Genomic DNA, 13,822 nt, shown 5'->3' with positions numbered 1-13,822 from the left:
CGGACGACTTGAACCCCTGCAGGTTATCCACAAGTTACTAGCCATCCAAACCATTCAAACATTCGGAGAATAATCATGGGAAAAATCATCGGCATTGACCTGGGTACGACCAACAGCTGCGTCTCCATCATGGAGGGCAACACGACCCGCGTGATTGAAAACAGCGAAGGCGCGCGCACCACGCCCTCCATCGTGGCCTACCAGGAAGACGGCGAGATCCTCGTCGGTGCCTCGGCCAAGCGCCAGGCCGTGACCAATCCCAAGAACACGCTGTACGCCGTCAAGCGCCTGATCGGCCGCAAGTTCACCGAAAAAGAAGTGCAAAAGGACATCGACCTGATGCCCTACAAGATCGTGGCCGCCGACAACGGCGACGCCTGGATCGAAGTGCGCGGCAACAAGCTGTCGGCCCAACAGGTGTCTGCCGACATCCTGCGCAAGATGAAGAAGACCGCCGAAGACTACCTGGGCGAGCCCGTGACGGAAGCCGTCATCACCGTGCCCGCGTACTTCAACGACGCACAGCGCCAGGCCACCAAGGACGCCGGCCGCATTGCGGGCCTGGACGTCAAGCGCATCATCAACGAACCCACCGCAGCGGCCCTGGCCTTTGGCCTGGACAAGCAGGAAAAGGGCGACCGCAAGATCGCCGTATATGACCTGGGCGGCGGCACGTTCGACGTGTCGATCATCGAAATCGCCGACGTGGACGGCGAAAAGCAGTTTGAAGTGCTGTCCACCAACGGCGATACGTTCCTGGGCGGCGAAGACTTCGACCAGCGCATCATCGACTACATCATTGACGAGTTCAAGAAGGAATCGGGCGTCAACCTCAAGAACGACGTTCTGGCACTGCAGCGCCTGAAGGAAGCGGCCGAAAAGGCCAAGATCGAACTGTCGAACTCGGCCTCGACCGACATCAACCTGCCTTACGTCACGGCCGATGCATCGGGCCCCAAGCACCTGAACATCAAGCTCACGCGTTCCAAGCTCGAAGCCCTGGTGGAAGAACTGATTGAACGCACCATCGCTCCTTGCCGCATGGCCATCAAGGACGCTGGCGTGTCGGTGTCCGACATCCATGACGTGATCCTGGTGGGCGGCATGACCCGCATGCCCAAGGTGCAGGAGAAGGTCAAGGAATTCTTCGGCAAGGACCCCCGCAAGGATGTGAACCCCGATGAAGCCGTGGCCGTGGGCGCCGCCATTCAGGGCCAGGTGCTGTCGGGTGACCGCAAGGACGTGCTGCTGCTGGACGTGACTCCGCTGTCGCTGGGCATTGAAACCCTGGGTGGCGTGATGACCAAGATGATCCAGAAGAACACGACCATCCCGACCAAGTTCGCACAAACCTACTCGACGGCCGATGACAACCAGCCTGCCGTGACCATCAAGGTCTACCAGGGCGAACGTGAAATGGCGTCGGGCAACAAGCTCCTGGGCGAGTTCAATCTCGAGGGCATCCCACCTGCAGCGCGCGGCGTGCCACAGATCGAAGTGTCGTTCGACATCGACGCCAACGGCATCCTGCACGTAGGCGCCAAGGACAAGGGCACGGGCAAGGAAAACAAGATCACCATCAAGGCCAACTCGGGCCTGTCGGAAGAAGAGATTCAGCAGATGGTGAAGGACGCCGAGCTCAACGCCGCCGACGACAAGAAGAAGCTTGAGCTGGTGCAGGCCCGCAACCAGGGCGAAGCCGCCGTGCACAGCGTGAACAAGAGCCTGGCCGAACACGGCGACAAGCTCGACGCGGGCGAAAAAGACGCGATCACCGCTGCCGTGAAGGCGCTGGAAGACGTTCTGAAAGGCGAAGACAAGGCCGCGATTGACGAGAAGACGACCGCGCTGATGGCTGCCAGCCAGAAGCTGGGCGAGAAGATGTATGCAGACTCCCAGGCAGCGCAAGCGGCCCAGGCTGCTGGTGCTGCCGACGCAGGCGCCTCGGCGTCCGCGTCTTCGGCCAAGCCTGCTGACGACGACAACGTCGTCGACGCCGAAGTCAAGGAAGTCAAGAAGGGCTGAGCGAGCCCCCGTTGACCCGAGCCGCCGCGCAATGCTCTTGAGGGAGCTGCGCGGCGTTCCTGTTCCAACCGGGTTCTGAATCACTATGTCCAAACGAGACTTTTACGAAATCCTGGGCGTTCCCAAGAACGCCTCGGATGAAGAGATCAAGAAGGCTTATCGCAAGCTGGCGATGAAGCACCACCCTGACCGCAATCAGGGGGACGCGGCCAAGCCTGCCGAAGAGAAATTCAAGGAGGCCAAGGAGGCCTATGAGATGCTCTCCGACCCGCAAAAGCGGGCGGCGTACGACCAGTATGGCCACGCGGGCGTGGACCCCAACATGCGCGGCCCCGGGGGCCCGGGCGCAGAAGGTTTTGGCGGATTTGCCGAGGCTTTCGGCGACATCTTTGGCGACATGTTCGGCCAGCAAGGTGGGCGGCGCGGTGCAGGTGGGCGTCAGGTGTACCGGGGCAGCGACCTCAGCTACGCCATGGAGATCACCCTGGAGGAAGCCGCGCGCGGCAAGGATGCGCAGATCCGCATCCCCTCGTGGGAGAGCTGCGACACCTGCCACGGCAGCGGCGCCAAACCCGGCACCAGCGCCAAGACCTGCGGCACCTGCCAGGGTGCAGGCACGGTGCAGATGCGCCAGGGCTTCTTCAGCGTGCAGCAGACCTGCCCGCACTGCCGGGGCACGGGCAAGATCATTCCCGAGCCCTGCACCACCTGCCATGGCCAGGGCAAGCTCAAGAAGCAAAAGACGCTGGAAGTGAAGATCCCTGCGGGCATCGACGACGGCATGCGCATCCGCTCCACCGGCAACGGCGAGCCGGGCACGAATGGCGGCCCACCGGGCGACCTGTACATCGAGATCCGCCTGAAGAAGCACGACATCTTCGAGCGCGACGGTGACGACCTGCACTGCCAGGTGCCGGTGAGCTTCATCACAGCGGCGCTGGGCGGCGAGATCGAAGTGCCCACGCTGCAAGGCAAGGCCGCCATCGACATCCCCGAAGGCACCCAGGCCGGCAAGCAGTTCCGCCTGCGCGGCAAAGGCATCAAGGGCGTGCGCGCCAGCTACCCGGGCGACCTGTACTGCCACATTGCAGTCGAGACACCCGTGAAGCTGACCGAGCACCAGCGCAAACTGCTGCGCGAGCTCGAAGATTCCCTCAAGAAGGGCGGCGCGCGCCATTCACCCAGCGGCGAGAGCTGGACGGACCGGCTGAAGAATTTCTTCAGCTGACCGGGACCGGCAATACCGCGATCACCGCCTGCGGCCTTGCGCCCCAGGCGGTTTTTTCTTGATGCAAGGCAAGAAATAACCAGTGGCCGCAGGCTTTCGCCGCCCGGCGCAGTACGATGAAACCCATCATCGAACAACCGGAGCATTGGCACATGGACGTCAACATCACCTTTCTGGGTGGCTCCGGCACCGTCACCGGCTCCAAATACCTGGTGCGCTACAACGGCAAGAGCATGCTGGTCGATTGCGGCCTGTTCCAGGGCTACAAGCAACTGCGCCTGCGCAACTGGCAGCCGCTGCCTGTCACGCCGCACCAGATCGACGCCGTGGTGCTCACCCACGCCCACCTGGACCACAGCGGCTACCTGCCTCTTCTGGCGCGTGACGGCTACACCCGCGCCATCCACTGCACGCCGGGCACGCGTGACCTCTGCACCATCCTGCTGCCCGACAGCGGGCACCTGCAAGAAGAAGACGCGGCCTTTCTCAATCGCCACAAGCTCAGCAGCCACAGCCCGGCCCTGCCGCTCTACACCCGGCTGGATGCGCTGCACTGCCTCAAACAGTTCCAGATTCACCCATTTCACAAGGCGTTCGAGCCCCTGCCCGGCTGGCGTGTGACCTTCTCGCCCGCTGGCCACATCCTGGGCGCCGCCAGCGTGCTGCTGGAGGTGGGCGGGCGGCGCATTCTGTTCTCGGGCGACCTGGGCCGGCCCGATGACCTGCTCATGAACCCTCCCGATGCGCCGCCCCAGGCCGACACGGTGCTCATCGAATCCACCTATGGCGACCGCGAGCACCCGCCCGAAGGCCTGCTCGACGAACTGGGCCCCGCCCTTCAGCGCCTGGCAGCGCGCGGCGGCATTGCCGTGGTACCGGTGTTCGCCGTGGGGCGCGCGCAGGTCGTGCTGCATGCCATCGGCCTGCTCAAGGCGCAGGGGGCGGTGCCCGCATCGCTCAAGGTGTTTCTGGACAGCCCCATGGCCGTCAGCACCACCGGCCTGTTCCAGCACCACATGCAGGAACACCGTTTGAGCAGCCGTGAAGTCCACGCCCTGGAGCACGGGGCCACCATGGTCCAGACCACCGAGCAATCCAAGGGCCTGGCCAAACTGCACGGCCCCATGGTCATTCTGTCGGCCAGCGGCATGGCCACCGGCGGCCGCGTGCTGCACCACCTGGCACTGCATGCGGGTGACCACCGCAACATGATCATCCTGACCGGCCACCAGGCGCCCGGCACACGCGGGGCGCGTCTGGCCGATGGAGAAAAGACCATCCGCATCCACAGCCAGAACGTGGCCGTGCGGGCCGAGGTGGTGCGGCTGTCGTCCGCATCCGCCCATGCCGACGGCAACCAGCTCATCGCCTGGCTGCGCAGCATGGGCCACGCGCCCGACCAGGTGTATGTGGTGCATGGCGAAATGGGTGCCGCCGACATGCTGCGCCAGCGGATCGAGCACGAACTGCGCTGGCGGGCCGCGGTGCCGGAACACGGCAGCACGCTGGCTGCGTAGCCACGCCAGCCTGCTGCTTCAAAAAAAGGAGCTGCTTGCGCCTGTATTTATTGGTTTTCAGCATGAAAAGTGCCTGAAACCCTTTTGAATCAAGCGCAGGCAGCTCACTTTTTTAATCAACTGCCCCCATGCACGATGATTACCATCGCATTCGGCGATGACAACATCGAATAAATAGGTGGAAAATACAAAGTCTTCGTGAAACAAGAAGACCCACCCCATCCATGAAAAGCTCCGAGCGCAGCTTTGCGCGCCGCATCGACCTGACCTCGCTGCAACTGTTTGTAGCGGTGTGCGAGCTCGGCAGCATTGGGCGCGCGGCCGAGCGTGAGTTCATTGCCGCATCGGCCGTCAGCAAGCGCCTGTCTGACCTGGAAGCGGCCGTGGACACGCAGCTGCTGTACCGCCACAGCCGGGGCGTGACGCTCACCCCCGCGGGCGAGAGCCTGCTGCACCACGCGCGCACCGTGCTGTTTGGGCTGGAGCGCATGCAGGGCGAGCTCAGCGAATATGCCGACGGCGTGCGCGGCCATGTGCGCATGCACGCCAACATCTCGGCCATCTTTCAGTTTCTGCCCGAAGACCTGGGCGCCTTTGCGCGCGAACACAGCCAGATCAAGATCGACCTGCAGGAGCACCTCTCCAGCGACGTGCTGCATGCCGTGCAGGAAGGCGCGGCCGACCTGGGCATCTGCAACGTGGGCATGGCGAGCGGCGGGGGCGCCCTGCCGCTGCAAAGCCGCCCCTACCGCGCCGACAATCTGGTGCTTGTAGTGCCCCGGGCGCACGCCCTGTCTGCGCTGACAGCTATCAATTTTGAAGAAGTGCTGGACTGGGACATCGTGGGCCTGCACGCCAACAGCAGCATCAGCCTGGCCATGCGCGCCGCTGCTGCTGCCGCAGGGCGCCCGCTGCGCCAGCGCATCCAGGTCACGGGGCTCGATGCCATGTGCCGCATGATCGACAACGGCCTGGGCGTGGGCCTGCTGCCCGACCGGGCGTTTGCGCTGATGCGCGGCGTGGGCAACCTGCAGGCCATAGCGCTGACCGACGCCTGGGCCCACCGCGAGCTGCGTGTGGTGGCCCGCGACTTCGACGCCCTGCCCGTCACGGCGCGGCTGCTGGTGGAACACCTGTCACCACGGCCAGACCCCGACACTAAAATCCAATCACCCACCTGAAAAGCAGAAAGAAAGCCACGCCATGGGACGCACGCTGTACGACAAGATCTGGGACGAGCATGTCGTCCACACCGAAGAGGACGGCACGTCCATCCTCTACATCGACCGGCATCTGGTGCACGAGGTGACCAGCCCCCAGGCGTTTGAAGGCCTGCGCGAGGCGGGCCGCAAGGTGTGGCGCATGAGCTCCATCGTGGCCACCGCCGACCACAATACGCCCACCACCGGCTGGGAAAACGGCTACGACGGCATCACCGACCCGATCAGCAAGGAACAGATCACCACGCTGAACGACAACATGGCGCAGATCTCGCCCGCCGCGTTCTTCCCCTTCATGCACAAGCGCCAGGGCATCGTGCACGTCATCGGCCCTGAAAACGGCGCCACGCTTCCGGGCATGACCGTGGTGTGCGGCGACTCGCACACATCCACCCACGGCGCTTTCGGAGCGCTGGCCCACGGCATCGGCACCTCCGAGGTCGAGCATGTGATGGCCACGCAGACGCTGCTGGCCAAGAAGGCCAAGAACATGCTGGTGCAGGTGGACGGCACGCTCGCCAAGGGCGTGACGCCCAAGGACGTGGTGCTGGCCATCATCGGCAAGATCGGCACCGCCGGCGGCACGGGCTACACCATCGAATTTGCAGGCTCCGTCTTCCGCGCGATGAGCATGGAAGGCCGCATGACCGTGTGCAACATGGCCATCGAAGGCGGCGCGCGCGCGGGCCTGGTGGCGGTGGACGACAAGACCATTGAATATGTCAAAGGCCGCCCCCTGTCGCCCACGGGCGTGGAATGGGACCAGGCCGTGGCGTACTGGAAGACGCTGCACTCCGACCCCGATGCCCAATTCGACACCGTGGTAAAGCTCGACGCCTCCGAGATCGTGCCGCAGGTCACCTGGGGCACCAGCCCCGAGATGGTGCTGGGCGTGGACGCCCGCGTGCCCGACCCCGACAAGGAAAAGGACGCCAACAAGCGCGGCGCCATCGAGCGCGCGTTGACCTACATGGGCCTCACGCCCGGCAAGGCGATCAACGACATCACCATCGACAAGGTGTTCATCGGCAGTTGCACCAACAGCCGCATCGAAGACATGCGCGAAGCCGCCGCTGTGGTGAAGAACCTGGGCCGCAAGGTGGCCAGCAACGTGAAGCTGGCCATGGTGGTGCCGGGCTCTGGCCTCGTCAAAGAACAGGCCGAGCGCGAAGGCCTCGATAAGATTTTTGTGGCTGCAGGTTTTGAGTGGCGCGAACCCGGCTGCAGCATGTGCCTGGCCATGAACGCCGACCGCCTGGAGCCGGGCGAGCGCTGCGCCTCTACCTCCAACCGCAACTTTGAGGGCCGCCAGGGCGCTGGTGGCCGCACCCATCTCGTCAGCCCCGCCATGGCAGCAGCCGCCGCCGTGCACGGTCATTTTGTGGACATTCGCCAATTCGCCTAAAGGAGACCGCCATGAAGAAGATTGCCACCCTCATCGCCCTGTCCGCCGCTTTCGTGCTGGCCGGCTGCAACACCGTCAAGGGCGTAGGCCAGGACGTTCAACGGGCCGGAGGCGCGCTTGAGCGCGCCGCCAAGTAACAAAGAACGTCATGCAGAAATTCACCAAGCTCCAGGGCCTTGTGGCCCCGATGGACCGCGAGAACGTCGACACCGACGCGATCATCCCCAAGCAGTTTCTGAAGTCGATCAAGAAGACCGGCTTCGGCGTGAACCTGTTTGATGAGTGGCGCTACCTGGACCACGGCGAGCCGGGCCAGGACCCGGCCAGCCGCAAGCCCAACCCCGACTTCGTGCTGAACCAGCCGCGCTATGCAGGCGCCTCCATCCTGCTGGCGCGCAAGAATTTTGGCTGCGGCTCCAGCCGCGAACACGCCCCCTGGGCGCTGGACCAGTACGGCTTTCGCGCCGTGATCGCGCCGAGTTTTGCCGACATCTTCTTCAACAACTGCTTCAAGAACGGCCTCTTGCCCATCGTGCTGCCCGAGGCCACGGTGGCCCAGCTGTTTGACGAAGTGCACGCCTTCCCCGGCTACCAGCTCACCATCGACTTGGAACGCCAGGTGATTCTTCGCCCGCAGGGTGAAGAGATCCCGTTCGAGGTGCAGGCTTTCCGCAAATACTGCCTGCTCAACGGTTTTGACGACATCGGCCTGACCCTGCGCCAGTCCGACAAGATCAAGGCCTTTGAAGCCCAGCGTCTGGCCACCAAGCCCTGGCTTGCGCACACCATGGTGTCGTAAGGCACCGCAGGCATCAAAACACCAGACAAATTGGCCTCTAGCGCTTACTGGATAAGCGCTAGCAGCTATCAAAATCAAAGCAAACTTCATGAAAATCGCAGTTCTGCCGGGTGACGGCATCGGTACCGAAATCGTCTCCGAAGCCGTCAAGGTTCTGGAAGCCCTGGACCTGAAGTTCGAGATGGAATCGGCCTTGGTCGGCGGCGCCGCCTACGACGCACACGGCCACCCGCTGCCCGAGTCCACGCTCAAGCTCGCCAAGGAGTCCGACGCCATCCTGTTCGGCGCCGTGGGCGACTGGAAGTACGACAAACTCGACCGCCCGCTGCGCCCCGAGCAGGCGATCCTGGGCCTGCGCAAGAACCTGGGGCTCTTCGCCAACTTTCGCCCCGCCATTTGCTACGAGCAACTGGTGAGCGCATCGAGCCTAAAGCCTGAGCTGATCGCTGGCCTCGACATCCTCATCATCCGCGAGCTGACGGGCGACATCTACTTCGGCCAGCCGCGCGGCCGCCGCGTGGCCACTGACGGCCACTTCCCCGGTGCCGAAGAAGCGTTTGACACCATGCGCTACAGCCGCCCCGAGATCGAACGCATCGCCCACGTGGCCTTCCAGGCCGCCCGCAAGCGCAACAAGAAGGTCACCAGCGTGGACAAGGCCAACGTGCTCGAAACCTTCCAGTTCTGGAAGGACGTGGTCACCGATGTGCACAAGGAATACCCCGACGTCGAGCTGCAGCACATGTACGTGGACAACGCGGCCATGCAACTGGTCAAGGCCCCCAAGGCGTTTGACGTGGTGGTCACCGGCAACATGTTCGGCGACATCCTTTCGGACGAAGCCTCCATGCTCACCGGCTCCATCGGCATGCTGCCCTCGGCCAGCCTGAACAGCAGCAACCAGGGCCTGTACGAACCCAGCCACGGCAGCGCGCCCGACATCGCGGGCAAGGGCGTGGCCAACCCGCTGGCCACTATTCTGTCTGCGGCCATGATGCTGCGCTTCAGCCTGAAGCAGGAAGAAGCGGCCCAGCGCATCGAAGCCGCCGTACAGAACGTATTGGCGCAGGGCCTGCGCACGCCCGACATCTACAGCGAAGGCACCACCAAGGTGGGCACGGCGCAGATGGGCGATGCGGTGGTGAAGGCGCTGCGATAGCAGATCGCCTGCCGTTACGCCTGGCACCCGAGGCGACTCCTGCGAGTCGCCTTTTTTCGTTTCTGGCCTGCAAGCTGGGCTGGAGCAGTGGGAGATGGGTCCCCTCGCGTATCTGCAAGCCAAGCGAAAGCGTCCATCCGGTAGAATCCGTGTCCATGTTTGCCGCCCTGCCGTTCGCCCTGAACCATGCATCCGCCTGCCAGGCTGGTGTGGCCGCGCGCGCAATCACCACCAAAACCACGACCATTATTAAGGGCTGACCCAGCTCCGGTATCGTCGTGCGCCCTCCCTGGCCTAGACGAGCCGGGGCAGAAGTCAGTCCCGGTCGGGCACTGTTTCTTAATCTGAAAGGGGCGTTGAAATGAGCAAGTTGGTAGGTTTGGTCGGCTGGCGCGGCATGGTCGGCTCGGTGTTGATGGACCGCATGGTCGAAGAAAAAGACTTCGACCTGATCGAGCCATTGTTCTTCTCCACCTCCAATGCAGGCGGCAAGGCCCCTGCGCAGGCCAGGAACGAAACGACCCTGCAGGACGCGTTCAACATCGACGCCCTCAAGCGCTGCGACATCATCATCACGGCCCAGGGTGGCGACTACACATCCGAAGTGTTCCCCAAGCTGCGCGCCACGGGCTGGAACGGCCACTGGATCGATGCTGCGTCCACCCTGCGCATGGAAAAGGACGCAGTCATCATCCTGGACCCCGTCAACATGCCCGTCATCAAGGACGCGCTGGCCAATGGCGGCAAGAACTGGGTCGGTGGCAACTGCACCGTGAGCTGCATGCTGATGGGCGTGGGCGCGCTGTACAAGGCGGGGCTGGTGGAGTGGATGAGCACCCAGACCTACCAGGCAGCCTCGGGCGGCGGCGCGCAGCACATGCGCGAGCTGCTCACGCAGTACGGCACGCTGAACGCCGAAGTGAAGGCGCTGCTCGACGACCCCAAGAGCGCCATCCTGGAAATCGACCGCAAGGTCATCGCCAAGCAGCGCAGCCTGAGCGCCACGGAAACCGCCAACTTCGGCGTGCCCCTGGGTGGCTCGCTGATCCCCTGGATCGACAAGGACCTGGGAATCGGGAAGAGCCAGGACGAGCCTGGCTGGGGCATGTCCAAGGAAGAATGGAAGGGCATGGCCGAAACCAACAAGATCCTGGGCCAGGGCGAAGGTTTCAGCACCGCCGCCATCCCGGTGGACGGCTTCTGTGTGCGCGTGGGCGCCATGCGCTGCCACAGCCAGGCGCTGACCTTCAAGCTCAAGAAGGATGTGCCCGTGGCGGACATCGAAGCCATGATCGCTGCCGACAACGAGTGGGTGAAGGTGGTGCCCAACACGCGCGAAGCCACCATTAAAGACCTGACACCTGTCGCCGTGACCGGCACCATGACCATCCCCGTGGGCCGCATCCGCAAGCTGGCCATGGGCCCGGAATATGTGGGCGCCTTCACCATTGGCGACCAGCTGCTGTGGGGGGCTGCGGAGCCCCTGCGCCGTATGCTGCGCATCCTGCTCAACGCCTGATTCTCACCCCCGGCCAGCGCGCGCAACCCTGTTGCGCGCGCTTTTTTGCGCCCAGGCTTCCGACACACTCGGTTACGCCGCGTTGGCAATTGGCAACAATTAATTGCCCCAATTTGGTGCAGCCGGACCTCACTCAAAGCTTCGGCAGCACCTCAGCTTGTCAGTGCAAAACATTGATGCTATGGTGCTTTTTACATATTTTCACGCGCCGGGGCGGGACCAGACCATGAGAAAAAAAGCACCGCTCGACCGAGCCGCACAAAAACCTAATCAGCTGTTGGCAAACATGCATCGTTGGAAATTCTCTGTCCTGGCGGCTGCGGCCGTTGCGTCGGCCGGCTTTTACGCTGGCGACGCCTCGGCCCTGGCGTTGGGCCGCATCACCGTGCAGTCTGCCCTGGGCGAACCTCTGCGCGCAGAAATCGAACTCCCCCAGATCACCCCGGCCGAAGCAGACACGCTGCGCGCCACCACCGCCACCCCGGAAGTCTTTCGCGCCCAGGGGATGGAATACACGCCTACCATGAGCAACCTGCAGATCCGTCTGCAGCGTCGTCCCGATGGAACCGCCGTGCTGCGACTGAGCAGTGACCGCCCGGTGAATGAACCCTTCCTGGACCTGGTGCTGGATGCCAACTGGGGCACCGGGCGCATCGTGCGCAGCTACACCATGCTGCTGGACCCACCGGCATTGCGCCGCAGCGCCCCAGCGGTCACCGCTTCACCCCAGATTTCTGCCTCCCCTGCGGCGCCAGCACCCACGGTGCGTGCCCCATCGGTCGCGCGCAGCAGTGAGGCTCCGGCGGCCACCCCCTCTGCGCCGCGCCAGAGCCCTGCGGCCGCGCGTCCGGCCCCCGCGGACGGTGTCCGCGTGCAGTCCGGAGACACCGCAGGCCGCATTGCCAATGCCTACCGCCCGGCGGGCGTGTCGCTCGACCAGATGCTGGTGGCGATGATGCGCGCCAACCCCGATGCTTTCATTCAGGGCAATGTGAATCGCCTCAAGGCGGGTGCCGTGCTCCAGATGCCCGATGAGGCTGCTGCACAGGCCACCCCCGCACCGGAAGCGCGCCAGATCCTTGCAGCGCAAGCCAGGGATTTCAACGAATTCCGCCGCAAGCTGGCCGGCGCAGCCCCCACCACAGCGGTGGCTGCGGCAGAACGCTCTGCAACTGGCACCGTGCAGACCCGCGTAGAAGACAAGAGACCCGCCACCGCCGCCCCCGACAAGCTGACCCTGTCCAAAGGCTCGGTCACCGGTCAAAAGGCTGCCGAGGATGAGCTTGCCAAGGAAAAGCAGGCCAGCGAGGCGGCAACGCGGATGGCGGAGCTTTCCAAGAACATTACCGACCTGAACAAGATCGGCGCCGCATCCGCCGCTGCGGGTGCCGCCGCGCCAGCACCCGCGGGGGGCGCTGCCAGCTCCCCCGCGGGCGTGGCTGTCCAGGTCCCGGCTGTGCCGGCGACCCCTGCGGCGCCTGCTGAACCCCTCGCTGCAGCCTCTTCCTCCGAGTCGCCCGCCAGCGCGCCAGGGGAAAGCGCCATTCCCGCAGAAACCGCCTCCGAGGCAGCTTCATCACCGGAGCCTGCTGCCTCGGCACCTGCCCCGGTTCCCACGCCAGTTCCCGTACCCGTGCCAGCGCCCGTGGAAGAACCGGGCTTCATGGCAGGGCTCATGGAAGACCCGATTCTGCCGCTTGCCGGTGGCGGGCTTCTGGCCCTGTTGCTGGGTTATGGCGCATACCGTGTGGTGCAGCGTCGCCGCCAGAACGCCGGCGTAGACAGCTCGTTCCTCGAAAGCCGTATCCAGCCCGACTCATTCTTTGGCGCCAGTGGCGGCCAGCGTGTGGATACCGCCAACAGTGAAATGACCACCGGGTCGTCCATGGCCTACTCACCGAGCCAGCTGGATGCCGGTGGCGACGTGGACCCCGTGGCCGAAGCCGACGTGTACCTGGCCTATGGCCGCGACCTGCAGGCCGAGGAAATCCTCAAGGAGGCGATCCGCCACAATCCCGCCCGTGTGTCGGTTCATGTCAAGCTCGGCGAAATCTATGCCAAACGCCAGGACCGCAAGGCACTGGAAGCTGTGGCAGGGGACGTGTTCAAGCTCACCCAGGGCGAAGGCCCGGACTGGAACCGCATTGCTGAACTGGGTCGCGATCTGGACCCCGAGAACCCGATGTACCAGCCAGGCGGCCGTCCAGGCTCGGCTGAGGATGAGTCTCCTTCGCTGCCCCCAGGCGGTTTCCCCAGCACCTACAGCGGTGCAGCTGGCGCTGCGGCCACAGCGGCACTGCCGCCCGATCTCGACCTGGACCTGGATCTCGACCTGCCCGACGATGCGCTGAGTGATGCGCCTGGCACCACGCCACCTCCCGGCGGGTTCGCAGCCGCTGCTGCGGCAGCAGCGTCCACGACCGCAATGCGCCCCGCCGCCGACGCGGCCCGCGACGAACCCCAGACCTTGCGCCCGGAGCTGGAACTGCCCGAGTTGCCTTCTGCTGCGGCTCCCGCCTGGAATGCCCAGGACACGGCCCCAAGTCCCATGATGGCTCCACCGCCAGTGGCAGACCTTGATTTTCCTAGCGCGGACGATCTGAGCATGGCGCCCTCAGGGCCCATGCCCCTCTCAGCCGATGCCAAGGACTCCGGGCCCATGGAGTTTGACCTGGGAGAGCTGTCGCTGGACCTGAACGCCCCGTCGAAGCCGATGGCAGCCCCCGTGCCCGTCGCGTCGGCGCCGGTGGCGGAGTTCGTCGATGACGGCTCTGCAGCGGCCCAGGATGACCCCTTGGCCACCAAACTGGCGTTGGCCGAAGAGTTCAACGCCATTGGCGACACCGATGGCGCCCGCACACTGATCGAAGAAGTGGTGGCAGAGTCCAGCGGCGCCCTCAAGACCCGGGCCCAGCGCATGCTGGCTGAACTGGGTTGATGCGCCCGCGTC

The 13,822-nt window shown here is 64.4% G+C and carries 11 protein-coding genes; 10 read left to right on the top strand and 1 reads right to left on the bottom strand.

Going from position 1 to position 13,822, the window contains the following annotated elements; all coding sequences use genetic code 11:
- The first annotated feature begins 75 nt into the window (after nt 1-75).
- Nucleotides 76-2,025 (top strand): molecular chaperone DnaK, encoded by a 1,950-nt coding sequence (gene dnaK, locus AAFF19_RS07445; RefSeq protein ID WP_008903916.1) that lies wholly within the window; start codon nt 76-78, stop codon nt 2,023-2,025.
- Between the two features lie 85 nt (nt 2,026-2,110).
- A complete protein-coding gene (gene dnaJ / locus AAFF19_RS07440; protein WP_182119453.1) occupies nt 2,111-3,253 on the top strand; it encodes a molecular chaperone DnaJ in 1,143 nt (380 codons plus the stop codon).
- Here dnaJ and AAFF19_RS07435 read toward each other — a convergent pair.
- Nucleotides 3,246-3,383, bottom strand: coding sequence for a hypothetical protein (locus AAFF19_RS07435; RefSeq protein ID WP_342721607.1), 138 nt, complete (start codon nt 3,381-3,383; stop codon nt 3,246-3,248). The genes dnaJ and AAFF19_RS07435 overlap by 8 nt on opposite strands.
- Before the next feature lie 22 nt (nt 3,384-3,405).
- Here AAFF19_RS07435 and AAFF19_RS07430 point away from each other — a divergent pair, with 22 nt between their 5' ends.
- The 8 genes from AAFF19_RS07430 (at nt 3,406) to AAFF19_RS07395 (ending at nt 13,810) form a co-directional block, all read left to right on the top strand.
- Nucleotides 3,406-4,770, top strand: coding sequence for an MBL fold metallo-hydrolase (locus tag AAFF19_RS07430; RefSeq protein WP_182119452.1), 1,365 nt, complete (start codon nt 3,406-3,408; stop codon nt 4,768-4,770).
- A 224-nt stretch (nt 4,771-4,994) separates the two neighbouring features.
- Nucleotides 4,995-5,951 carry a LysR family transcriptional regulator gene (locus tag AAFF19_RS07425; RefSeq protein ID WP_008903919.1) on the top strand — a complete coding sequence of 319 codons (957 nt, stop codon included), beginning with the start codon at nt 4,995-4,997 and terminating at the stop codon, nt 5,949-5,951.
- 22 nt (nt 5,952-5,973) lie between these two features.
- Entirely contained in the window at nt 5,974-7,395 is a 1,422-nt protein-coding gene (leuC, locus tag AAFF19_RS07420; RefSeq protein ID WP_182119451.1) for a 3-isopropylmalate dehydratase large subunit, read from the top strand.
- 11 nt (nt 7,396-7,406) lie between these two features.
- Nucleotides 7,407-7,532, top strand: a complete 126-nt coding sequence (locus AAFF19_RS07415; protein WP_008903921.1) for an entericidin A/B family lipoprotein — start codon at nt 7,407-7,409, stop codon at nt 7,530-7,532.
- 11 nt (nt 7,533-7,543) lie between these two features.
- Nucleotides 7,544-8,194: a 3-isopropylmalate dehydratase small subunit gene (gene leuD / locus AAFF19_RS07410; protein WP_182119450.1), complete on the top strand. Its 651-nt coding sequence runs from the start codon at nt 7,544-7,546 to the stop codon at nt 8,192-8,194.
- A gap of 88 nt (nt 8,195-8,282) precedes the next feature.
- Nucleotides 8,283-9,353, top strand: a complete 1,071-nt coding sequence (gene leuB, locus AAFF19_RS07405; RefSeq protein ID WP_182119449.1) for a 3-isopropylmalate dehydrogenase — start codon at nt 8,283-8,285, stop codon at nt 9,351-9,353.
- Between the two features lie 361 nt (nt 9,354-9,714).
- Nucleotides 9,715-10,872, top strand: a complete 1,158-nt coding sequence (gene asd / locus AAFF19_RS07400) for an aspartate-semialdehyde dehydrogenase (protein WP_182119448.1) — start codon at nt 9,715-9,717, stop codon at nt 10,870-10,872.
- A 286-nt stretch (nt 10,873-11,158) separates the two neighbouring features.
- Entirely contained in the window at nt 11,159-13,810 is a 2,652-nt protein-coding gene (locus AAFF19_RS07395; RefSeq protein ID WP_182119447.1) for a FimV/HubP family polar landmark protein, read from the top strand.
- Nucleotides 13,811-13,822: the final 12 nt, after the last annotated feature.

Origin of the sequence: Acidovorax sp. FHTAMBA (genome assembly GCF_038958875.1) — a bacterium.
GTDB lineage: Bacteria > Pseudomonadota > Gammaproteobacteria > Burkholderiales > Burkholderiaceae_C > Acidovorax.
Note: the sequence above shows the minus strand (reverse complement) of the source record. Positions and strands in the feature narration are given on the sequence as shown.

Coding starts and splice junctions, on each gene's coding strand:
- AAFF19_RS07425 (WP_008903919.1), top strand. CDS start 4,995: ATGAAAAGCTCCGAGCGCAGCTTTGCGCGCCGCATCGACCTGACCTCG.
- dnaK (WP_008903916.1), top strand. CDS start 76: ATGGGAAAAATCATCGGCATTGACCTGGGTACGACCAACAGCTGCGTC.
- AAFF19_RS07415 (WP_008903921.1), top strand. CDS start 7,407: ATGAAGAAGATTGCCACCCTCATCGCCCTGTCCGCCGCTTTCGTGCTG.
- AAFF19_RS07430 (WP_182119452.1), top strand. CDS start 3,406: ATGGACGTCAACATCACCTTTCTGGGTGGCTCCGGCACCGTCACCGGC.
- dnaJ (WP_182119453.1), top strand. CDS start 2,111: ATGTCCAAACGAGACTTTTACGAAATCCTGGGCGTTCCCAAGAACGCC.
- leuB (WP_182119449.1), top strand. CDS start 8,283: ATGAAAATCGCAGTTCTGCCGGGTGACGGCATCGGTACCGAAATCGTC.
- leuD (WP_182119450.1), top strand. CDS start 7,544: ATGCAGAAATTCACCAAGCTCCAGGGCCTTGTGGCCCCGATGGACCGC.
- asd (WP_182119448.1), top strand. CDS start 9,715: ATGAGCAAGTTGGTAGGTTTGGTCGGCTGGCGCGGCATGGTCGGCTCG.
- AAFF19_RS07395 (WP_182119447.1), top strand. CDS start 11,159: ATGCATCGTTGGAAATTCTCTGTCCTGGCGGCTGCGGCCGTTGCGTCG.
- leuC (WP_182119451.1), top strand. CDS start 5,974: ATGGGACGCACGCTGTACGACAAGATCTGGGACGAGCATGTCGTCCAC.
- AAFF19_RS07435 (WP_342721607.1), bottom strand. CDS start 3,383: ATGATGGGTTTCATCGTACTGCGCCGGGCGGCGAAAGCCTGCGGCCAC.